We start from the raw sequence: 21,139 nt of genomic DNA on the forward strand, positions 1-21,139 counted from the left end.
GGTCAGATGGCTCCTCGGTGGGCGGCGCCGGCCGCGCCCCGCGAAACGTCCGGAGGGTTCACTCGACCAGATGATGAAGGTCGGCGTGTCGGGCTTGACCCGGACCGCGGACCGACCCTGCGACCGGTGCACGAAAAAGGCTTACGACTTGGGCGACAGTTCCCGGCCGATGATCCGGACCCGGCCGATCAGCGGTCGTCCGGAGGCTGATTGTCGACACCTGACCGCAGTGAGCCGGCGTAACAGTGGAGTGTCGGTGTCGTTGTGGGCCTCAACACAAGCTTCACCTCGCTGTGGGCGGCACCCCAAGCCGTCGACGGTGCGGTGTCGGGAGGGGCGAGGATGCCCAACCACCGGGCGACCACCACGCGCTCGAGGCCACGACGCGAGCACACCTCGACGTTCGGCCGGTCGGATCTGAGCCGCCGCCGCTTCCTCGGCTACGTGGTGGCCGGGACGACGCTGGTCGCGGCCGCCGAGTTCACCCGGGAGACGGTCTTCGACGCGACGCCCAGCGCGTCCGCGTTCGCGGTACCCTCCGCCCCGCAGACGCCCGAGGTCTACGACCTCCTGGACGTCATCCGGGACTCCGCGCGACCCACCGCGAACCTGATCCGGATCAAGGTGAACCGCGACAACACGGTCTCCTTCGCGCTCCCCCGCTCGGACAACGGGCAGGGGATCATCACCTCGACCCAGATGATCATCGCCGAGGAGATGGGCCTCGACCCCGACCAGGTCGTCGTGACCCTGGCCGACGCCCGCCCGGAGCTGGTGTTCAACCAGCTCACCGGGGGCTCGTCGACGACGTTCAGCACCTTCACCCCGATCCGGGTGGCGGCCGCGCTGGCCCAGGGCCGGCTCCTCGACGCCGCCTCGGCCGAGCTGCGCCAAGACCGCGACGTGCTCAGCAGCCGTCAGGGCCTCATCACCGGGCCCAACGGGGCGTCGCTTCCCTTCGGCGAGCTCACGACCAAGGCCGCCGCCCCGGTGACCCAGGCCGTCGAGGTCGTCCTCAAGGAGCGCGAGAAGTTCACGATCATCGGCAAGCCGCGGACCAAGTCCGACGCGCTCGCGATGGTCACCGGCAAGAAGAAGTTCACCACCGACCTGCAGATCGCCGGCGCCCTGCCGACGGTGCTCTGCCGGGCGCCCGACCTCAACGGCTTCCCGCGCGCCGTCGCCAACCTCGACGCAGTCCGGACCATGCCCGGCATCACCGACGTGGTGAAGGTCGACGGCGGCGTCGCGGTCCGGGGCAACACCTTCGGGCAGTGCATCGACGCGGTGAACGCGCTGGAAGTGACCTGGGCCAAGGGCACCGTCCACGGCGCGGACGACGACTCGGTGCTGAACGAGCTCCGCGCGGCCGAGCTCCCGCTGGTGGCGCCGAAGCTGCCCGGCAGCCTCGAGGGCGACTTCGTCTTCTACTTCCGCAGCAACTCCTCGCTCGAGACCAACTGCGCGATCGCCGACGTCCGCGAGGGCAGGGCCACGATCTGGGGCCCGTCGAAGAGCCCGATCGCCGCCCAGGCCGAGATCGCGAAGAAGCTGGGCATCCCGCAGAACGCCGTGACCTTCCACGTCCAGGAGGGCGGCGGGTCCTTCGGGCGGAAGCTCTTCTTCGACGCGGCCGAGGAGGCGGCCCTCGTCTCCCAGGCGATGGGCAAGCCGGTCAAGTTGATGTGGACCCGCTCCGACGACTCGCGCCAGGGCCGCACCCACCCGATGGCGACCTGCCGCATCCGGGCCAACGTGACCGCGGATGCGGTGACCAGCTTCGAGATCCGCCACACCAGCGTCGCCACCGAGGTCAACCCGGGGCTGTCGGAGGCGATCACCGCGGCGGCCACCAAGGCGCCCGGCGGCAACCTCACCGTCTCCGAGTCGATCTTCGAGACCACCCAGGTAACCCCCTACAACTTCGGCGCCTCGACCCGGTTCCTCAACGAGGTCGACATGGGCTTCAACACGAGCTCGATGCGCAACATCTACTCGCCCGACGTCGCCACCGCGCGCGAGCTGATGGTCGACCAGATCGCGGCGAAGCTGGGCAAGGACCCGTACGAATTCCGCTCGGAGTTCGCCAAGCAGGCCCGGTGGAAGGCGGTGCTCGACCGGGTGGCGCAGGAGGCCGACTGGGGCAGGTCGATGCCCGACGGCACCGCCCAGGGCATCGGCCTGCACGTCGAGTACAAGGGCGCCGCCGCCTGCGTCGTCGAGCTCGACTGCCGCCCCGCCACGGTCAACCGGAAGATCCGACAGGCGCGCACCGGCCCGCGTGTCACGAAGGTGACCTACGTCGTCGACGTCGGGCTCGTCATCAACCCGCGCGGCCTCGAGGGCCAGATGATGGGCGGGATCAACGACGCGCTCGCGATGACGCTCACCTCGAGCCTGCACCTCGACGACGGGCACTTCGTCGAGGCGAGCTGGGACAACTACTTCTACACCCGGCAGTGGAACACCCCGCCGGAGATGAACATCGTGATCATGGACTCCGACGCGCCCGAGCCGGGCGGGGCCGGGGAGTTCGGGATCGCCGCCACCTGCGGCGCGATCGCCTGCGCCTATGCCCGCGCCACCGGGACGGTGCCCACCTACTTCCCGCTCGACCACAAGGACCCGTTGCCCTTCACGCCGTACCCGACGTCGCCGCCGGTCCCGCCGTCGCCGACCAACGGCCTGCAGACGACCTTCTAGGAGGAGCCCGTGCCCCCGCACACGTTCCAGCTCAACGGCGAGCAGGTCAGCGTCGACGTCGAGGACGACGTGCGCCTGCTCTGGGTGCTCCGCGACCTGCTCAAGGTCACCGGCCCCAAGTACGGCTGCGGAATCAACGTCTGCAAGGCGTGCACCAGCCACATCAACGGCAAGGCGTTCAACCCCTGCTCGGTGCAGGTCAAGGACATCCAGCCCACCGACGAGGTCACGACGATCGAGGGCCTCGCGGACACGGTGAAGACCGACCTGCACCCCATGCAGCAGGCGTGGGTCGACAACGACGTGGCCCAGTGCGGCTACTGCCAGCCCGGCCAGATCATGGCCGCGGTCGCGAAGGTCAAGCAGTGCCGGGCCGAGGGTCGCGCCATCGACGACGACGCGATCGAGGAACTGCGCAACATCTGCCGGTGCGGCACCTACAACCGCATCCGCGAGGCCATCAAGGCCGGCGCCGAGAACATGTGACCCCCTTCCCGAACCCCGTCGTCCCACCCGAGAGGAACCCCCGATGACCACTCGCACGCGCGCCCTGGCCGCCGCCGCCGGCCTGGCCGGAGCCGTCCTGCCGCTGGCCGCCGCCGGCACGGCGCAGGCCGCCACCACCGACTACCCCAGCACCCAGAGCCCGGTCCAGGGACCGACGGCGGTGCTCGCGACGGCGGGCAACGCCGCCGCGTCGCTGATGGACGCGAACGACGACCTCACCGGCAACGCCCGGCCCGAGGACGCCAACGGCACCGAGACCCAGTACCCGCAGGCCGACCCCCGCTTCGTCGAGGGCCCCGCCGGCGGCCTGCTCCTGAACGGGCCCTTCGAGTGACCGGCGCCCTGAGCCCGGTGCACTGGCTGATCATCGTCGGCGTCCTGGTGCTGCTCTTCGGCGCCAAGAAGCTCCCCGACCTCGCCCGGTCGGTCGGCCAGTCGGCACGCGTGTTCCACAGCGAGATCCGCGAGCTCTCCCACGAGAACGCGGGGGCCACGGCCGCCACGGCCGCCACGGCCGCCCCGGCCGAGCCCGGCGAGGAGCGACGCCGGGCGAGCTGAGCCGCCGGCCAGATGTGATGGTCCCGGCCGGGCCCCGAGGGCCCGGCCGGGCCCTCACATCACCATGCCGTCGCCACCCGGGATCGTCAGCCCGGGCACGGCGTCCGGTGCCACGAGGACCAGCACGCCGAGGACGATCAGCCCCATCGCGATCCCGTAGGTCGCGACGGCACGCCACGGCACGGTCTTCTCGATCGCGATCAGGGCGGCGATCGCCGCCATCCACACGACGCTCATGATCCCGAGCGCGAAGAGCGCGAGCATGAGCGCCCAGCAACACCCCAGGCACCAGGCGCCGAGTCGCGCGCCCATCCGCACGCCGCCGGCCGGCCCGTCGCGCCAGGAACCCAGCAGGAAGCCCAACGGGCTGCGGCACTTGCCCAGGCAGACGTTCTTCCACGGCGTCAGTTGGTAGACGCCCGCGACGACGATGGCCCCGGCCGCCAGTGCGCGTCCGCCGTGGTCCCAGGACAGCACGTCCCCGGGCAACCCACGGACGGCCGCGCCGACGAGCCAGGCGACGACGCCGGCCGCGGTCCAGGTGGACAGGTAGCCGGCGGTGAACGCCGGGGGCGACAGCGGCGATCGCGTCCTGGTCATCCGCGCGTACAGCGCGACCGTCGGGGCGACCGACGGGAACATCATCGCCGCCATCATCACGAGCCAGACGAGCACGAACCACCCGAAGCCGCCGAGGTCGGTCCAGGGTCCGTCGTCCATCCCCCGCATCTGGTCGGCCGTCCACCACCAGCCGAGCCCGGCGAGGAGGAACAGCGACAGCACCAGCCCGAGACGCCACCGCACGGCGGACAGCGCCGGTCGCAGGCCGTCCTCGGGCGCCCACCGACGGTCCGGAGCGGTGGTCACCGCCTCAGGCCGCCCAGGTGAAATCAGACGTCGACAAGCCGGTCCTGCCTTCGTAGCTGATGCCGAAGGCGTCGATCCGGGAACGCCGGGCCTCGGCCATCGTGAGGTCGGACGCCACGGGGTGGAACATGCCGGCGAACCGCACGGGCTCCCCGGACTCGACGCCGAACGGCACGATGTCCTCGATCTCGAACTCGATCCCGCCCGAGATGCGCACCGAATGGCGCAGGCCGTCGTGTTCGATCTCGATCGCGGCGCGCTCGGCCCCCAGCATCTCGCCGATCAGCGGCGCGAGACCCGCCATCGGGCCCCCGAGCTGACCGCTGAACACCCGGACGAGCTGCCCGAACTGCTCGTCGCTGGCCTCCTCGCCCACGAAGACCCCGACGCGCCAGTTGCCGTCGGTCATGACCTTGGGCGTGTCGATGATGATCGCGACCTTGCAGCCCGCGATGTCGGTGCCCTCGACCGCACCCTCGCGGATGTCGAAGACCAGGCTCGCCCGACAGAAGTCGTAGGTCGCGCCGTGGTCGAACGAGAGATTGCACGGGCACATCAGCTCGCAGGAGCACGTCTCCACGTAGCGACCCCGAAGATTCCACGACATCGCAGCTCCCCCGTTTTCGAATCCTTTTGCGGGACAACGACTGTCCTGCGCACCCCGAACACTGTCAAGACGGGCCCTCGCCCGACGCCTCACCGACTCTGCCCGCATTCGAGCTCCTACTCACCGTCACGGATCACGACGATTCCGATCACGATTCCGGGCAGGGCGGGGTGCGGCGTCGTCGGGTGGGACACCGCGGCCCGGCAACGGGCTATCGTCGAGGTGTTCGGCGGAGACGGTGGGGGCTGATGGCCATGGGCCAGGACCTGTTCGTGGGGCCGTCGGACCGGCCGAACAAGTACCGGCTGGTCCGGCTGGAGGGCCACGGTGGTGAGGCGTCGCTGTGGCGCGCCGAGGTCGACCTCGCCGGGGAGTCCGAGACCGTGGCGGTCAAGGTGCTGCGGCCCGAGCACCAGGACGACCTCGAGCGCATCAGCGGACGGTGGGCCGAGCAGGCCGAGATGCTCCGATTCGTCACCCATCCCGCTGTGGTGGCCGTGCGTGAGCACTTCGAGGGGGTCCCGCCCCACCCGTGCGCCCAGGACGGCGGGCCCTCGGAGGCCACGGGCGCCGAACGGGCCCTCTACCTGGTCATGAACTGGGTGCCGGGCCCGACGCTGCGGGACTGGCTGCTGCTGCACCCCGGCCGGGAGGGCACGGTGGCCGGGCTGCGCGTGCTCGAGCAGGTTGCCGGCGCGCTGGAGATGCTCCACAGCGGCCGGGTGACCCCGTCGGGTCGGTGCGTGGTCCACGGTGACCTGTCCCCCGGCAACGTCGTGGTCGCCGACGACGACCGTGCCGTGCTCGTCGACTTCGGGCAGGTCCGGCTCTCCTCCCACCAGACCCTCATGCCGGCGGCGACCCCGGGGTTCGCCGCGCCGGAGGTCTGGACCCGCGGTGAGTACAGCCCGGCCGCCGACCGCTACGGCTTCGCCGCCCTGGGCTTCTTCGTCCTGGTCGGCACCGCGCCGCCGGCCGACGCGGAGCAGCTCGCGGACCAGCTCTTCGCCCACCCCTTCCTCGCCGGCACCTCCGGCGCGCTCGCCGAGCAGATCCTCGACGGCTTCAGCCCCGACCCGGGCCGGCGGCCCGATCCGCTCGAGTGGCTGGCGTCGCTGCGGGGCGGTGCGTCGACCTCGGCCCGGTCGTTCCCCCGGGTCGACCCCGCCGGGTCGGCCGGCTCGCCGTCGCCGGGCCCCGAGCCGCGCGACCGCACGCGCGACGCCACCGCCCCGGTCCTGCCCGCCCCGCGACGGGCCCGGGCGACCGACGACGTCGAGTCCCGACTGGCCGAGTGCCACGACGGGCCCGGCGAGCTCGTCCGGTTGGCGCTGCGCACCGGTGTGTGGCAGGTGGACCGCGCCTGGTGGACACCCTGCTACAGCGGCCGGAGCTACCACGTCCGGCTGCGCGACCGGTCGGGGCACGACTGGGTCGCGGTGGAGATGCTGCTCGACCGCGACGGCGCCACCCGGCTGGTCTGGGCCGACGGCGCGGGCGGCAACATGACCGAGTGCATCGGCGAGCTCGCCGACTGGCTCGCGCCCTGCTGAGCACCGGGGCGCGCTCGCGGGAGACCGCGGTGCACGCCGCGCTCCACCCCGCCGTCGTCGAGGCGGCGCGCCGGTTCGCGGCGCCGGCGATCGGGCTCGTCGACGTGGGCTCCCCGCACGGGCCCGCCCTGCTCGTCGACCGCGTCGGCATCACCTACGACAACGGGCAGTTCCTGGGCGACCCGTCCTCGTCGCTCCAGCTGACCGCGTCGGTCGTGGGTGGCCGCCCGCTCCCGGACCGCCCGATGCCCGAGGTGGTCGCACGGCTCGGACCCGACCGCGATCCGCTCCACGTCGCCGACGCGGTGGACCGGGTGCCCTCGGACGCGCTGCCCGTCGTCACGACGACATGGGCGCTCTCGCGCGTCCCGGTCGAGCGCCGCCACCGCTTCCTCGCCCTCCTCCACGACGCGGCGGCCACCCGGCCGGTGGCGTGGGTGTCGGTGGAAGGGGTCGGGGTCGCGCCGGGGGTCCCGACGCTCGGGGACCGCCCGGCCTCCGGCCACAGCATCGTCGGACTGACCCTGTCCGACGGGTCGGCGTCGCACGCCGAGGCCCTCGGGCGCTGCTGGTCGCGGGGTCGGTGGGTGTCGTGGCTGGCCGGGTAGCCCTGGCCCTCGCCGTCCTGCTCGTCGCGGGCGGCTGCTCCACACCGCAGCCGCCGGCGCCACCACCCGGCCCGGCCGACCTGCGCGTCGTGACCTGGAACGTCGAGACCCACGCGCACGACCCCGCGGAGTGGGCGCCGGTCGTCGCCGGCCTGCACCCCGACGTGCTCGCCCTCCAGGAGATCTGTGCCGGCGAGGCCCAGGACCTCGCCGCGCTCCTGGCCCGCGACCACGGCCTGGCCTACCGGGTGGTCCCCGCCCCGATCCGCCCGCCGACCACCGCGGAGGCGCACGCGCCGGTCAACGCCGCGCTCGGGCCGGCCTGCGGCACCGGCCCCGACGACGTGCAGTACGGCCTCGCGGTGCTCTCCCGGCTGCCGGTGACCGACCCGGTCGTCGCCACCTACCCGCCCGACCACCGGGACGAGCAGCGCGGGTTCCTGCGGCTGCGCGTCACCACGGCTTCCGGCGCGACGGTCACCGTCCACACCACGCACCTCGGGCTGGACGGCGTCGTCGCCGACCAGGTCCGCCGCCTGGCCCTCGACGCGGCGGGCCCCGCACCGGCCGTCGTCCTCGGCGACCTCAACCTCGGCGCCGCCGCGCCCGAGCTGGCCCCGTTGCGCGCCGGGTTCGCCGAGGTCGACCCGGACGGTCGGGTCCCGACGACCGCGGAGGGAGCCATCGACCACGTCTTCCTCCGCGGCCTTCACCCCGCCGGGGCGCCCGAGGCGCCGGAGGTGACGGCGTCGGACCACCGTCCCCTCGTCGTCGACCTGCGCCTCGGCGGCTGAGGGGCCGGGCCCGGCCCGCTCAGGCCGGCGCCCGGTGCCAGCGCACCACCCGGACGACGACGTCGTGGAGCTCCTCGGCGTCCAGCTCGTGACGGCGCCGGTCGGCCTCGATCGCCGCCTCCAACCCGGTGAACGGGCCGTGCGTGTCGACCGCGCACGTGTCGGGGTCGGCCACCATCACGACGTAGCCGTCGCAGGCATCGATGTCGTGCGCCCGCTCCAGCAGCATCTCGGTGATCGTCACATCGTCTCCTCGGGAGGCCGAACCGTTATCTGCCCGTGATGTCGCACGGGCCGGGGAAAGCGTTAGCGAGGGAGCGGGTCACCCGATCGGGTCGTCCCTCCGGGACCGCGGGACGACGACGTCGATCTCCGTGACCCTCGCCACCCGGTGCGACCTGACCTACGCTTGACCGAACGCCCCGACGAGCACCAGGAGGGTCATGACCGTCATCGTCGTGGTCGCCGTGGTGCTGCTCCCGCTGTGGTTCTACGGACTGGCACTGGCGCTGGCCGCCGCCCGGGACCGCCTGGGGAGCCCGTCGAAGCTGCCGATCGCCCGCAGCGTGTCGCGGTCGATGCGCCGCGTCCTGATCGGCGACGAGCGCTCCCGGTCCTGAGCCGACCCGACCGGGGTGCCGAGGCGTGCGCTAGCGTGGACGGCGAAGGGGAGTAGCCCCCCGCCAGGTGGTCGACACACTGGAAGAACGATCTTCCCGGTCCCTGGACCCGCACCCTCGGTGCCGGTGGGCGAGACCTTCGATCCAGCGCGACGGGTCCGACCCGCCGTGGGTCGAAGGAGGCCCCCGTGGTGCACGTGCTGCTGCTGCTCAGCTGCGCGGTGGCGATCTACCTCTCGTGCGAGTGGTTCGTCAACGCCGTCGAGTGGCTGGGCCTGCAGCTCAACGTCGGGCCGGTGGCGGTCGGGACGATCCTCGCCGCAGTGGGGACCGCCCTGCCCGAGAGCGTCGTGACGCTGGTCGCGGTCACCTTCGGCGGCGGCGAGCACGGCGGCGACATCGGCATCGGGGCCGCCCTCGGCGGGCCGCTGGTCGTCGGGACGATCGCCTACGCGGTCGTCGGGGCCACCCTGCTGGTCCGCCGGCGCCGGGCGACGCGGGCGGCGCGGGGCCCGGTGGCCTCGACCGTGCCGCCGACCAGGGAGCGCCGCCCGGTCCCGGTCGACGAGGACGGCGGGCTGGTCGGCGTCGACTCCCGCCGCCTGGCCCGGGACCAGACATGGTTCCTGGTCATCTTCGTGGTCAAGGTCGGGCTCGGGTTCGTCGCCTTCGCGATCAAGCCGTGGCTGGGTCTGGCCTTCTTCGCGGCCTACGGCGTCTATTTCTGGCGCGAGATGCGCGCGGACAGCGAGACCTCGCCCGAGGACCTCGAACCCCTCAAGCTGCAGCCGCGGCGGGCGGTCCCGGCCCGCTGGGCCGTGCTGCTGCAGACCCTCGGCACCCTGGTCGTCATCTTCGGGGCGTCGCAGCTGTTCGTGGCCCAGCTCGAGTGGGCCGGGCCCGCGCTCGGGCTCTCGCCGGTGGTCGTCGCCCTGCTGCTGTCCCCGATCGCCACCGAGCTGCCCGAGGTCATGAACGCCCTGATCTGGGTGAGGCAGGGCAAGACGCAGCTGGCCCTGGCCAACATCTCCGGGGCGATGATGATCCAGGCCACCGTGCCCTCGGGCCTCGGCCTGCTCTTCACGCCGTGGCTGTTCGACGGCGCCCTGCTCGCGGCGGGCGTCGCCACCGTCGGCGCGGTCGGCTACCTGCTCTTCCTGCTGCGCACCCGGCGACTGACGGCGGGTCGGCTGGTGGGCGCGGCAGCGTTCTACAGCGCCTTCGCCGTGGTCCTCGGTCTCATCTCCTGAGTCGGGCCGATCCGGTCCGGGCGCGTCGACGCGCCGCCCGGGGAGGACGCGGTACGATGGAGGAGCGCGGTCGCCGGGCCCTGTCCGGTCGGCTCGTGCGGTGGATGCCATCCCCCACGATCTCCTGACGCGGGCCGTTCGGTCCCGCGGCGGCGGTCTCCCGTCGCTTCGTGGGTCAGGTCGCATCGTGGAGGGGCCATCCCGGCGCTCCGCGCGACCCGTCCGCCGCTGTCCGCTGCCCGGCACCCGGCCGGGTGTACCGGAGGAGGTACGTGGCTCGACGAGGCCAGCCCCAGAACAGGGCTCGCCGCGGCGCCCCCCAGGACCGTCGCCGCGGTCGCAAGCGCGAGGACGTCATGTCGGTGCTCGCCGACACCGTCCGCGAGGTCCAGACCGCCCTGGGCAGGGGCCGGGTGACATCCGGGACGCGGACGAAGTTCCAGGCCACCGCCCTGCTGCTGCGCGACGAGCGCGCGCGCGTGCGGGCGGCCGAGGACATCGGCGACACGCGGCGGACCGAGCGCCTCAAGCGCCTCGACGACCTCGCGACGTCGCTCGCGAGGACCGCCGTCCGGGAACCCGCCCTGCTCGCCCTGCTCTCCGAGGACGCCGTCGTCTCCGACGAGGCCCGGACGCTCGAGCGCGAGATGCTGGCACGGGCGGGCATCGAGACCGAGCCGGAGCCGGCCCCGCCGGTCGAGGAGCCGGACACCGCCCCCGCGAAGCCCGGGGTGGTGCCGCAGTCGGTCGTCTCCCGCAAGCTCGCCAACCCCTTCCTCGCCCCCGACTTCTCGGCGGCCCGGCCGAGCGCTCCCCGCCCGACCCGGCTGTCCGGGTGGGAGCTGCTCGGGCCGCTGCTGCGGTCCTTCGAGCGCGCCGGCGACGGGGCCTCGACGAGCATGGCCCTGCCCGAGCCCGGGTCCCTCTGGGTGCCCGGCGGCCGGGAGCTCATGCCCCACCAGGCGCGGGTCGTGGCCGCGGCCGCGGAGGGCCACCGGACCTTCCTGCTCGCCGACGAGCCCGGGCTGGGCAAGACCGCGCAGGCCCTGCTCGCCGCCGAGGCGTCCAAGGCCTACCCCCTGCTCGTCGTCGTGCCGAACGTCGTGAAGACGAACTGGGTGCGGGAGGCCGGGCTGTGGTCGACCCGCCGGAAGGCCACCGCGGTGCAGGGCAACGGGGAGTCCGTCGACGGCTTCGCCGACATCGTCGTGGTCAACTACGAGGTCCTCGACCGGCACCGGGGCTGGCTCGCCGACTTCGGCTTCCGCGGGATGGTCGTCGACGAGGCGCACTTCATCAAGAACAAGGGCTCGCAGCGGTCGCAGCACGTACTGGAGCTCTCCGAGCGCATCCGCTCCTTCGCCGGGCGCCCGCTGCTGATGGCCCTCACCGGCACCCCGCTGATCAACGACATCGAGGACTTCCTCGCCATCTGGGAGTTCCTCGGCTGGATCGACGAGAAGAAGCCGCTCGCCGACCTCATGGACGCCCTCACGGACACCGGCCTGACCCCGGCCGACCCGGGCTTCTCGACGGCGGCGCGACGCTGCGTGGTGGATCTCGGCATCGTGCGGCGCCGCAAGGTCGACGTGGCCGCCGACATCCCCGACCGCCGCATCGCCGACCTCCCGGTCGAGCTGGACGGGGCGACCGGCCGGTCGATCCGGGCCGCCGAGCGCGACCTCGCCCAGCGGATGGTCATCCGGTACCGGGACGCCCTCGCCGCGCGGGGTTCCGGCCCCGCCGAGGGCATCGATCATGACCTCGTGCGCCGGGTGGCGACCTGGGAGCAGAAGGACGCGGCCGGCTCGTCGAGCGGCGACAACGTGTTCGGCATGATGCGCCGCATCGGCCAGGCGAAGGCCTCACTCGCGGCGGACTACGCCGCGCAGCTCGCCCGCAGCGCCGGCAAGGTCGTCTTCTTCGCCAAGCACGTCGACGTCATGGACGCCGCCGAGGAGACCTTCGCCAAGCAGGGGGTCCGGTACTCCTCGATCCGCGGCGACCAGACCCCGAACGTGCGCCAGCGGAACATCGACGCCTTCGTCGAGGACCCGGACGTCGCCGTCGTGGTCTGTTCGCTGACGGCGGCCGGGGTCGGCATCAACCTGCAGGTCGCCTCGAACGTCGTGCTCGCCGAGCTCCCCTGGACCGCCGCCGAGCAGACCCAGGCGATCGACCGCAGCCACCGCATCGGCCAGTCCGAGCCGGTCACCGCGTGGCGCATCATCGCCGCGCAGACCATCGACGCGCGGATCGCCGGGCTGATCGACGACAAGGCCGGGCTCGCCGCCGTGGCCCTCGACGGGTCCGAGGAGGAGGTCGGGTCGTCGGCCGACGCACAGCACGCGGCGCTCGTCGCGCTGCTGACCGAGGCCCTCGCCGCCGACGTCGCGGCGTGAGGCCGCCGGTCAGAGGACGAGGCGCGCGGTGAACCCCGCCGGGGTGTGGAGGAAGTCCAGCTGCCAGGTCAGCTGACGGGCGATCCACAACCCGGACCCGGCGCCGTCGCGGGGAGCGAGGTAGCCCGCCGCGGGGTCGTCGAAGCCGAGGCCGGCGTCGACGATCTCGCAGGCGAAGCGGCCGGCGGCGTGGCCGACGCGCACGTCGCGCACCCCGCCGCCGTGGTGGACCGCGTTCGCGGCGATCTCGGTCGCCGCGAACAGCATGTCGAGCGACCGCCGCTCGGGGACGCCCGCGGCGGCGAGCTCGCCCGCCAGCCGCTCGCGGAAGTCCTCGACGTCCCTCCCGAACCCGATCGACCGGAGGCGCTCGACGGGTGGGGGCGACGGGGCGACGCGGCGCAGCAGCGCGCGGGGCTCCTCGTAGTGCTCGCTGGCCCGCGAGCCCGCCGCGGTCGCGACGCTCGGGTGGGTCCGCCACACGGCGTCCCGGATGTCGTCGGGGAGGCGCTGCCCGTCGTAGGTGCAGACGACCCACGCCGGGAGGTGCGCGAACGACTCGTTGAAGACGGCCTCGTAGGCCGTCCAGAGGTCCCACTCCCCCGGGTCGGGCCCGAACTGGACGTCGGCGACGGCTCGTAGCGCCGGCGTGCGCGCCAGCTGGTCGGCGTACACCGCGTGGTAGGCGGCGAGGGTGCGGGCCGGCCGGGTGTAGACCGCGCCGACGTCGACTAAGGTGACGGCGTCCGCGTCGTCCCCGAGCGCCTCGCGCACGACCGCGAGGCCGCCGCGGGTGTGCGCCACGACGGCGCCTTCACCGCGCCGCAAGCCCTCGCGCAGGAATGCCACCGCGCGCGACACGTACTCGTCGAGGCCGTCGTAGACGAGGGCCTCGTGCCGGAGGTCGGTGATGCCAGAGTTCATCGAGCGCCGTTCTGTGACCCGCTGCTCACGGAAGGCTACGCGTTCGGCGACCCACGGACAGGCGCCGGCCGGGCGAGCGCCACGCGGAGCTTGCCCAGGGCGGCCGACTCGATCTGCCGGGCGCGCTCGGCGGTGAGCCCGAGGGACTGGCCGATCTGCTGGAGCGTCTGCGCAGGAGCGCCGAGCCCGTAGTGGGCGAGCAGGACCGCGCGCTCCCGCTCGGCGAGCCGATCGGTGAGGCTCCGGACCTCACCGACCTCGATGGCGTCGAGCACCTGCTCGAAGGCGTGCTCGGCGTGGGTGTCGCGGACCTGATCGACGACGGCGCCGTCCTCGGGGCTGCGCGGGGTGCGCGCGGCGGCCTGCAGCCGCTCGAGCTGGTCACGGGTGAACCCGGTCGCCTCCGCCAGCTGGTCGGTGGTCGGCTCGGTCCGGTGCCGCGCGAGGTGCTCGTGGCGGGCCGCCCGGATGCTCGTCAACCCGCGCACCGCCCGATCGGAGAGGGCGATCGGCATCGTCAGCTCCGCGACCAGGTCCTGCATCGCCTTGCGCACCCAGTACGAGGCGTAGGCCCAGAACGGGGTGCCGAGCCGCGGGTCGTAGCGGCGGGCGGCGAACAGGAGACCCGCGACCCCCTCCTGGAGGAGCTCCTGACGCTGGACCCCCAGACCGGTCGAGTACCGACGCGCGTGGGCCGCGATCGACGGGAGGAACACCTCGACGAGCCGGCGGGACGCCTCGAGGTCCCCGGCCTCGGTCGCGACGACCAGCTCGCGTTCCTGCTCGGGGGTGAGCCACGCGGCCCCCGTCATGGGTCCGTACGGCCGCGTCGATGGTGAGGTGCGGCCATCGAGCCCCCTTCGTCGAGGCTCAGGGATTGTCGCACCGGCCGCCGGGGCGTCGGTAGGTCTCCAGAACGTCCTTGGGTTCGCGGCACGGCGGCTTACTGGAGAGCTCACCGACCCTCCACCGCCCTCCGGAGACGAGCCCATGAGCAGCGTGCAGACCAGTCCGGGCAGCACGGTCGACCCGACGGACCAGACCACGGCGATGAGGTTGGAGGTCGTCGTCCTGCCCGTGGCGGACGTCGACCGGGCGCTGGCCTTCTACCGCGGCCTCGGGTGGCGGCTCGACGCCGACGTCGCCACCGGCCCGGGCTTCCGCGTGGTGCAGCCGCTGAGGAGGGTGGGGAGATGACCTCCCACGACGTCATCGTCCTGGGCGGCGGGTCGCCGGGCGAGCACTGCGCCGGGGAGCTCGCCGAGGGCGGGCTGCGCGTGGCCCTCGTGGAGCGCGAGCTCGTCGGGGGCGAGTGCTCCTACTGGGCCTGCATCCCCTCCAAGACCCTGCTGCGTCCCGGCGAGGCCGTGCGCGGTGCGCGCGACGCCGCGGCCACCGCCGAGGTCGACGTGGCGGCGGCCCTGGCCTGGCGGGACTTCATGGTCTCCGACCACACTGACCTCGGGCAGGAGCGCTACCTCGCGTCCCAGGGCATCGACCTGATCCGCGGCCGCGGCCAGCTCGCCGGGACCGGCGCCGTCGAGGTCGACGGCGTCCGCCACACAGCCTCGCACGTCGTCGTGGCCACCGGCGCGGACCCGGTGATCCCGCCCGTCCCGGGACTGGCCGGGCTCGACGGGGTCTGGACCAACCGTGAGATCACCGCGATGACCGCGGTGCCGCGCCGGCTCCTGGTCCTCGGCGGCGGACCGGTCGGCGTGGAGATGGCCCAGGCCGTCCGGCGGCTCGGCGGCGAGGTGGCCCTCGTCGAGGGCGCCGCGCACGTACTCGCCCGCGAACCGGCCCCGCTCGGCGAGGCGCTCGGGGAGGTGCTGCGCCGCGACGGCGTGGAGCTCGCCCTGGGCGTGCACGCCACCGGGGCACGTCGCGACGGGGAGGACTACGTGCTCACCCTCGACGACGGCCGGGAGCTGCGCGGGGACCGCATCCTGGTGGCCGTGGGCCGGCGGCCTCGCACCGCGGACATCGGGCTGGAGACGGTCGGGATCGAGCCCGACCCCCGCGGCCTGTCCGTCGACACCCGGATGCGGGCCGGGGAGCGGCTCTGGGCCGTCGGCGACGTCACCGGCATCCGCCTGCTCACCCACGTCGGGAAGTACCAGGGCGAGATCGTCGCCGCGAACCTGCTCGGCGCCCCGCGCGAGGCCGACTACGAGGCCGTCCCGAGCGTCGTCTACACCGACCCCCAGGCGGCGTCGGTGGGCGCACCGACAGCGCGCTTCAGCGCCACCGCCCTGGTGGCCGAGGTGGCCAAGACCGCCACCTACACCCGCGCCTACGCCGAGTCGAACGGCTTCCTGACCCTGCTCTCCGACGGCGAACGGATCACCGGCGCCCACGCCCTCGGACCGGAGGCCGGGGAGTGGCTGCAGCAGGCCACCCTGGCGATCCGGGCCCGCGTCCCCCTCGCCGTGCTGCGCGACGTCATCCAGCCCTTCCCCACCTTCTCCGAGATCTACGTGGGGGCGCTCAAGACGCTCGAGGGCGTCATCACCTCCGCGCGGCAGCCGGCCGGCGCGGCGACCCGACAGGAGTCCGCATGAGCACCGCGACCGCGTCCCCGCCCCACACCTCGCAGCCGTTGACGGGCCAGACCGTCGTGGTGATCGGCGGCAGCGCCGGGATGGGACTCGAGACCGCCCGCCGCGCCCGGGCCGAGGGCGCCGACGTCGACCTGGTCACCCGGGACCCCGAGCGCCTCCGCCGCGCGGCGGACGAGATCGGGGCACGCAGCTCCGCGGCCCTCGACGCGACGGACGTCCCCGCCCTCGAGGCCTTCCTGACGAGCCTCCCCTCGCTCGACCACCTCTTCATCACCGTCGGCGGCCCCTACTACGCGCCGCTGGCGGAGATGGACCTCGACCGGGCCCGCCGCTCGGTCGAGGAGCACCTCTGGCTGCCGCTCCTCGTCGCCCGCGCCGTGCAGGGCAGGATTCCGCCCGGGCGGGAGCCTGGTCTTCGTCGGCGGCACGGGCGCCCGCCGTCCGGCCCCGGGCCTGGTGCTCGCCTCGGCGACGACGGTCGCGATGCAGGCCCTCGCCGCCGGGCTCGCGCTCGAGCTCGCCCCGGCCCGGGTCAACCTCATCGCGCCCGGCTTCGTCGACACCCCGCTCTCGGCCACGCTGCTCGGGGACCAGCTCGACGCCCGCCGCGCGCAGCTGCGGGAGACCCTCCCGATCGGGCGGGTCGTGGAGCCCGAGGACGTCGCCGCGCTCGCCGTCCACCTGATGACCAACACGGCCCTGACCGGGGCCACCTACGACATCGACGGCGGCCAGCAGCTCCTCGACCGCTGACCATGAGTGGGCACCAGGAGCCGACGCTGCTCTCGGTCAACGTCGGGTTGCCACAGGACGTGACGTGGCAGGGCCGCACCGTGCACACCGGGGTGTGGAAGTCCGCCGTGGACGGCGCGTGCCGGGTGCGGCGGCTCAACCTCGACGGCGACGGCCAGGGCGACCTCGCCGGTCACGGCGGTGAGCAGCGCGCCGTCCTCGTCTACCAGATCGACTCCTACCGCCACTGGCAGCGGGAGCTCGGCCGGGACGACCTCGTGTACGGCCAGTTCGGCGAGAACCTCACCGTCGACGGCCTGGCCGACGACGAGGTGTGCATCGGCGACCGCTACCGCATCGGGGACGCCGAGTTCGAGGTGACCCAGCCGCGCGTCACCTGCTACCGGGTGGGGCTGCGGCTCGGCGAGCCCGAGCTGCCTGCCCTGCTGGTCGGCCACCACCGACCCGGCTTCTACATGCGGGTGCTGCGGGAAGGGACGATCCGGGCCGGCGACCCGATCACCCGGACGCGGTCGGGGCCGCACGCGCTCACGGTGGCCGAGGCCGACGCGCTGCTCTACCTCCCGGGACGCGACCGGGCCCGGCTCCGCACGGCGACCGACATCCCGGCGCTGAGCCCGGGGTGGCAGGGGTCGTTCCGCGAGCTGCTCGACGACCACGCACCCGGGTCGGTGCCCGACGAGCCCGCCTGGGACGGGTTCCGGTCCCTGCGGGTCGCCGAGGTCGTCCGCGAGACCGACACCGTCACCTCGTTCTGCCTCGCCCCGCTCGACGGCGCTCCGCTGCCGACCGCGCGGGCGGGCCAGTACCTGACGGTGCGGGTCGCGGGCGCCGGGGAGCCCGCCCCGGTGCGCAGCTACTCGCTGTCCTCCGCCCCGGGGGCCGACCGGTACCGGATCAGCGTCAAGCAGGAGCCGTACGGCACCGTCAGCGGCTACCTAACCGGGCGGGTCCGCGCCGGGGCGGTGCTCGACGTGGCCGCCCCGCGTGGCGAGTTCGTTCTCGGTGACGGCCGGAGCCCGATCCTGTTCCTCTCGGCCGGCATCGGGGTGACCCCGGAGCTGGCCATGCTCCACGAGTGCGTCGCCCGCCACCGCGACCGCGAGATCTGGTGGATCCACGGCGCCCGCACGCCGCACGACCAGGCCCTCGGCGACGAGGCGCACGCCCTGCTCGCGGCACTCCCGTACGCCCACGAGCACGTGTTCTGGAGCCGGGCCGGGACCGGCCGGCTGACCGCGGAGAAGCTGGCCGACCTCGGTCTCCCCACCGACGCCGACGCCTACCTCTGCGGCCCGACGGCGTTCACCACCGACCTCGAGCACGCCCTCATCGCGCTCGGTGTCCCGGGCGACCGCATCCACACCGAGCTGTTCGCCGCCCGATCCGCGAGCACCCCGGGGATCGTCGGCCGCGCGGCCCCGCCCCCGCACCAACCGCCCGGCCCACCCGGGACGGGCCCGCTGGTCACCTTCGCCCGCAGCGGCCTCGCGAGCCCGTTCCCCACCACCGCGGGCAGCGTCCTCGAGCTCGCCGACGCCTGCGACGTCCCCACCCGCTGGAGCTGCCGGACGGGGGTCTGCCACACCTGCACGACGGGTCGGCTCTCCGGCGACGTCACGTACTCCCCCGCGCCGCTCGAGCCGCCGGCCGACGGGCAGGTGCTCATCTGTTGCGCTCGGCCCACGTCCGATGTGGTCCTCGACCTGTGAGTCGCCGCGGCCGGCGGGCCGGGGTCGCCGACTAGGATCGCCGGCGATGCCGATGACCGCGAAGTACGCCACCACCTGCGGGGTCTGCGCCTCCCCCGTCCGTCCCGGCGAGGACATCGCGAAGGCCGGCCAGCGGTGGGCGCACGCGGCGTGCGCCGACACGGCCGGCCCGTCGTCGGGCTCCTCCGGTGCGCGCCCGACGTCGTCGTCGGGCAAGGCCACGACGACGAAGGCCCCGCGCCCGGACATGCCCGCCGCCGACGGCGCACTCGAGGTGTGGACCGACGGCGCGTGCTCGGGCAACCCGGGGCCCGGGGGCTGGGCGTGGGCCACCCGGGACGGCCGGCAGGCCAGCGGCGCTGAGGCCGGGACCACGAACCAGCGCATGGAGATCCGGGCGGCCCTCGAGGCGGTGCGCGCGCTGGAGGGACCCCTCGTCGTCGTCAGCGACTCGACCTACGTCGTGAACTGCTTCCGCGACGGCTGGTGGAGGGGCTGGCTGGCGCGGGGCTGGGTGACCAGCGCGAAGAAGCCGGTGGTCAACCGCGATCTCTGGGAACCGCTGATCACCATCGTCAACGAGCGGGGCGACATCTCCTTCCGGTGGACCAAGGGCCACTCAGGCGACGAGATGAACGACCTGGTGGACCGGCTCGCCGTCGAGCAGTCGAAGGCCGTGTCCTAGGCCTCCACGGCCGGGCGCCACCCGGGCGGGCCGAACACGTGACCGAGCTTGGCGCGCGCTCCACGGGCCGTCCGCACGTCGGCGATCATGGCGGCGTACTCGCCGTACTGCAGCCGGAACACGTTGTAGGTCTCCACCGGCTTGGTCAGCCCGTACCGCGGCCGCTGCCGCTCCTCCGCGAAGGTGCCGAACAGGCGGTCCCAGACGATGAGGATTCCGCCGTAGTTCTTGTCCAGGTACTCGGGATCGCTGCCGTGGTGCACACGGTGGTGCGACGGGGTGTTCATGACGAGCTCGACCGGGCGCGGGAGCTTGTCGACGGTCTCGGTGTGGATGAAGAACTGGTAGACGAGGTTCACCGAGAACGCGATGTAGATCGTCCACGGGGTGAACCCGAGCAGCGGCAGCGGCAGCCAGAAGATGCCCTCCACCCACGGGTTCCACTTCTGCCGGACGGCCGTGCTGAGGTTGAAGTACTCGCTGGAGTGGTGGGCCTGGTGCCCGGCCCAGGCGAACCGCACCCGGTGGGAGAACCGGTGCGTCACGTACCAGGCCAGGTCGACGAGCACGATGAGAAGCAGCCAGCTCCACCACGTGTCGGCCGGGACGTGCCACGGCGCGGCGTAGGTCCACAGGAAGACGTAGACGACGAGCGACACCGTCTTGAGCAGCGTCGAGAACACCAGCGAGCCGACGCCCATCCCGATGCTGGTGCGCGCGTCCCGCGCCTCGTAGCCGCGCAGGTCCTCGCGGGCGGCGTGGCGGACCGCCACGACCTCGATCGCGATGAACAGCACGAAGAACGGCAGGGCGTAGAGCAGCGGAGTGTTGATCTGGTCCCAGACCGAGGCCGGCATGGTGCGCTCCCTCCGTGACTGCCGGGTAAGTTACCGCGGAGTCATATCGGCCGGTCAAGACTCAGATCGGGTTGCCCATGGCGACGAGGACGCGGGCGCAGCGCGCCGCCATGGCGTCGGCGTCCAGCTCGGGGTGCTCGAGCCACCAGAGCACGACCGCGTGGACGGAGTGCTGCCAGACCCGGCTGAGCAGGTCGTGGTCGAGCGGGTCGGTGTCGCCGGCCCGGCGCAGCACGTCGGCGGTCCCGGCGGCGCCCATCGCCGCCAGCTCGGCCCGGTAGCCGCGGGCGAGCGCGTGGACCTCGCTCCCCCGCGGGATCGTCGGGTCGTAGAGCACCGACCAGGCGTGCCGGCAGTCCTCCAGGACGGCGAAGATCGCGGTGAGGGTGTCCAGCGCCCGCCGGCCGGCGTCCGCGTCGACCGGCGCCGCGGCGATGCCCCGCACGAGCAGGTCCCCGGCCCGGCGCACGCAGGCCGACGCGAGCCCGTCGCGCGAGCCGAAGTAGCTGTAGATCAGCGGCTTGGAGATGTCGGCCCGGCTGGCGATCTCGGCGACCGAGACGTGCGCATGGCCGTGAACGCCGAACTCCTCGATCGCCAGGCCGAGGATCTGCTCCTCCCGCTCGGCGCGGGAGACCCCCTTCGTCCCGACCTTCGCCACGACGAGCGAGCCTAAGGTGCCCTCCGGGCCTGTGAGCACTTTCGGGGGCTATAGCCACGGAAAGTGCTCACGAGCCGCAGGCACCCAGCGCGGCCTCGAGCGCCGCGGAGAGTGTGTCCAGGTACCGGTCGTCGGTCTCGCCGCCGCCTGCTCGACGACCTCGCCGTGGGGAGCTACGTCTCGGCCACGTGGCGGTGACGTGCTGGACTGACCCCATGGCCACGCCGACCGTCGAGGATCTCGAGGCGCTCCGGGTCCCGCTCCGGGGGCACTGCTACCGGATGCTGGGCTCGGCGGCGGATACCGAGGACGCGGTGCAGGAGGCCATCGTCCGCGCGTTCCGCCACTCCGGGCGCTACGACCCGGCGCGGGGCGAGCTGCGTCCCTGGGTCTTCCGCATCGCGACGACGGTGTGCCTCGACCTGCTGCGCGGCGCGCGACGGCGGGCCCTGTGCGTCGACCTCGGTCCGGCGGCCGTCCCGGGCGGCGACCTCGGAGCCCCGCTGCCGGCGGA

Annotated in this window: 23 protein-coding genes and 1 pseudogene; 17 read left to right on the forward strand and 7 right to left on the reverse strand. The window is 73.5% G+C overall.

Going from position 1 to position 21,139, the window contains the following annotated elements:
* The first annotated feature begins 342 nt into the window (after positions 1-342).
* Genes VGH76_RS16705 through tatA form a run of 4 tightly spaced genes read left to right on the forward strand, consistent with a single transcriptional unit; the run spans position 343 to position 3,768 of the window.
* On the forward strand, positions 343-2,703 hold the full coding sequence (locus tag VGH76_RS16705; protein ID WP_331557829.1) for a molybdopterin cofactor-binding domain-containing protein: 2,361 nt from the start codon (positions 343-345) through the stop codon (positions 2,701-2,703).
* Positions 2,704-2,712: 9 nt separating this feature from the next.
* The gene (locus tag VGH76_RS16710; RefSeq protein ID WP_331557830.1) at positions 2,713-3,189 is read left to right on the forward strand and encodes a (2Fe-2S)-binding protein; all 477 of its coding nucleotides are present in this window, start codon (positions 2,713-2,715) and stop codon (positions 3,187-3,189) included.
* Positions 3,190-3,232: 43 nt separating this feature from the next.
* Entirely contained in the window at positions 3,233-3,544 is a 312-nt protein-coding gene (locus VGH76_RS16715) for a hypothetical protein (protein WP_331557831.1), read from the forward strand.
* Positions 3,541-3,768 (forward strand): Sec-independent protein translocase subunit TatA, encoded by a 228-nt coding sequence (gene tatA, locus VGH76_RS16720; RefSeq protein WP_331557832.1) that lies wholly within the window; start codon positions 3,541-3,543, stop codon positions 3,766-3,768. The genes VGH76_RS16715 and tatA overlap by 4 nt, the downstream gene beginning before the upstream one ends.
* A 54-nt stretch (positions 3,769-3,822) precedes the next feature.
* On the opposite strand, the gene VGH76_RS16725 is transcribed toward tatA, so the two are convergent.
* The gene (locus VGH76_RS16725; RefSeq protein ID WP_331557833.1) at positions 3,823-4,635 is read right to left on the reverse strand and encodes a DUF2182 domain-containing protein; all 813 of its coding nucleotides are present in this window, start codon (positions 4,633-4,635) and stop codon (positions 3,823-3,825) included.
* A 4-nt stretch (positions 4,636-4,639) separates the two neighbouring features.
* Positions 4,640-5,242, reverse strand: a complete 603-nt coding sequence (locus VGH76_RS16730; protein WP_331557835.1) for a DUF1326 domain-containing protein — start codon at positions 5,240-5,242, stop codon at positions 4,640-4,642.
* 248 nt (positions 5,243-5,490) lie between these two features.
* On the opposite strand from VGH76_RS16730, the gene VGH76_RS16735 reads away from it, so the two are divergent.
* From VGH76_RS16735 to VGH76_RS16745, 3 genes are read left to right on the forward strand one after another with little or no spacing between them, the layout of a single operon-like run.
* Positions 5,491-6,795 carry a protein kinase domain-containing protein gene (locus VGH76_RS16735; RefSeq protein WP_331557836.1) on the forward strand — a complete coding sequence of 435 codons (1,305 nt, stop codon included), beginning with the start codon at positions 5,491-5,493 and terminating at the stop codon, positions 6,793-6,795.
* A complete protein-coding gene (locus tag VGH76_RS16740) occupies positions 6,756-7,403 on the forward strand; it encodes a DUF2332 family protein (protein ID WP_331557837.1) in 648 nt (215 codons plus the stop codon). The genes VGH76_RS16735 and VGH76_RS16740 overlap by 40 nt, the downstream gene beginning before the upstream one ends.
* Positions 7,388-8,197: an endonuclease/exonuclease/phosphatase family protein gene (locus VGH76_RS16745; protein WP_331557838.1), complete on the forward strand. Its 810-nt coding sequence runs from the start codon at positions 7,388-7,390 to the stop codon at positions 8,195-8,197. The genes VGH76_RS16740 and VGH76_RS16745 overlap by 16 nt, the downstream gene beginning before the upstream one ends.
* 19 nt (positions 8,198-8,216) lie before the next feature.
* Here the strand turns inward: VGH76_RS16745 and VGH76_RS16750 are convergent, their stop codons facing one another.
* Entirely contained in the window at positions 8,217-8,441 is a 225-nt protein-coding gene (locus VGH76_RS16750; protein ID WP_331557839.1) for a hypothetical protein, read from the reverse strand.
* Positions 8,442-8,640: 199 nt separating this feature from the next.
* On the opposite strand from VGH76_RS16750, the gene VGH76_RS16755 reads away from it, so the two are divergent.
* The 3 genes from VGH76_RS16755 (at position 8,641) to VGH76_RS16765 (ending at position 12,469) form a co-directional block, all read left to right on the forward strand.
* Positions 8,641-8,817, forward strand: a complete 177-nt coding sequence (locus VGH76_RS16755) for a hypothetical protein (RefSeq protein WP_331557840.1) — start codon at positions 8,641-8,643, stop codon at positions 8,815-8,817.
* A gap of 188 nt (positions 8,818-9,005) precedes the next feature.
* Positions 9,006-10,067 carry a sodium:calcium antiporter gene (locus tag VGH76_RS16760; protein ID WP_331557841.1) on the forward strand — a complete coding sequence of 354 codons (1,062 nt, stop codon included), beginning with the start codon at positions 9,006-9,008 and terminating at the stop codon, positions 10,065-10,067.
* Positions 10,068-10,423: 356 nt separating this feature from the next.
* On the forward strand, positions 10,424-12,469 hold the full coding sequence (locus VGH76_RS16765) for a DEAD/DEAH box helicase (RefSeq protein ID WP_331557842.1): 2,046 nt from the start codon (positions 10,424-10,426) through the stop codon (positions 12,467-12,469).
* 9 nt (positions 12,470-12,478) lie between these two features.
* On the opposite strand, the gene VGH76_RS16770 is transcribed toward VGH76_RS16765, so the two are convergent.
* Entirely contained in the window at positions 12,479-13,393 is a 915-nt protein-coding gene (locus tag VGH76_RS16770) for a sensor histidine kinase (RefSeq protein WP_331557843.1), read from the reverse strand.
* 35 nt (positions 13,394-13,428) lie between these two features.
* The gene (locus tag VGH76_RS16775; RefSeq protein WP_331557844.1) at positions 13,429-14,205 is read right to left on the reverse strand and encodes a sigma-70 family RNA polymerase sigma factor; all 777 of its coding nucleotides are present in this window, start codon (positions 14,203-14,205) and stop codon (positions 13,429-13,431) included.
* 178 nt (positions 14,206-14,383) lie between these two features.
* Here VGH76_RS16775 and VGH76_RS16780 point away from each other — a divergent pair, with 178 nt between their 5' ends.
* From VGH76_RS16780 to VGH76_RS16805, 6 genes and pseudogenes are all read left to right on the forward strand, one after another.
* Positions 14,384-14,590, forward strand: coding sequence for a VOC family protein (locus VGH76_RS16780; protein ID WP_331557845.1), 207 nt, complete (start codon positions 14,384-14,386; stop codon positions 14,588-14,590).
* A complete protein-coding gene (locus VGH76_RS16785; protein WP_331557846.1) occupies positions 14,587-15,957 on the forward strand; it encodes an NAD(P)/FAD-dependent oxidoreductase in 1,371 nt (456 codons plus the stop codon). The genes VGH76_RS16780 and VGH76_RS16785 overlap by 4 nt, the downstream gene beginning before the upstream one ends.
* Positions 15,958-16,037: 80 nt before the next feature.
* Positions 16,038-16,238: pseudogene (locus VGH76_RS16790) on the forward strand (short-chain dehydrogenase); the annotation flags it as partial.
* 127 nt (positions 16,239-16,365) lie between these two features.
* Positions 16,366-16,710, forward strand: coding sequence for an SDR family oxidoreductase (locus VGH76_RS16795; RefSeq protein ID WP_331557851.1), 345 nt, complete (start codon positions 16,366-16,368; stop codon positions 16,708-16,710).
* Positions 16,711-16,712: 2 nt separating this feature from the next.
* Positions 16,713-18,422 carry an MOSC domain-containing protein gene (locus tag VGH76_RS16800; RefSeq protein ID WP_331557852.1) on the forward strand — a complete coding sequence of 570 codons (1,710 nt, stop codon included), beginning with the start codon at positions 16,713-16,715 and terminating at the stop codon, positions 18,420-18,422.
* Positions 18,423-18,468: 46 nt separating this feature from the next.
* Complete coding sequence (locus VGH76_RS16805) at positions 18,469-19,107, forward strand: ribonuclease H (RefSeq protein WP_331557847.1); 639 nt, start codon at positions 18,469-18,471, stop codon at positions 19,105-19,107.
* On the opposite strand, the gene VGH76_RS16810 is transcribed toward VGH76_RS16805, so the two are convergent.
* The gene (locus VGH76_RS16810) at positions 19,104-19,964 is read right to left on the reverse strand and encodes a sterol desaturase family protein (RefSeq protein ID WP_331557848.1); all 861 of its coding nucleotides are present in this window, start codon (positions 19,962-19,964) and stop codon (positions 19,104-19,106) included. The genes VGH76_RS16805 and VGH76_RS16810 overlap by 4 nt on opposite strands.
* A gap of 61 nt (positions 19,965-20,025) precedes the next feature.
* Positions 20,026-20,625 carry a TetR/AcrR family transcriptional regulator gene (locus VGH76_RS16815; protein WP_331557849.1) on the reverse strand — a complete coding sequence of 200 codons (600 nt, stop codon included), beginning with the start codon at positions 20,623-20,625 and terminating at the stop codon, positions 20,026-20,028.
* Between the two features lie 215 nt (positions 20,626-20,840).
* Between VGH76_RS16815 and VGH76_RS16820 the strand changes: the two genes are divergently transcribed.
* A partial coding sequence (locus VGH76_RS16820) for a sigma factor (protein WP_331557850.1) occupies positions 20,841-21,139 on the forward strand: 299 nt, incomplete at its 3' end.

This window comes from Actinomycetospora sp. (genome assembly GCF_036497585.1).
Taxonomy (GTDB): Bacteria; Actinomycetota; Actinomycetes; order Mycobacteriales; family Pseudonocardiaceae; genus Actinomycetospora.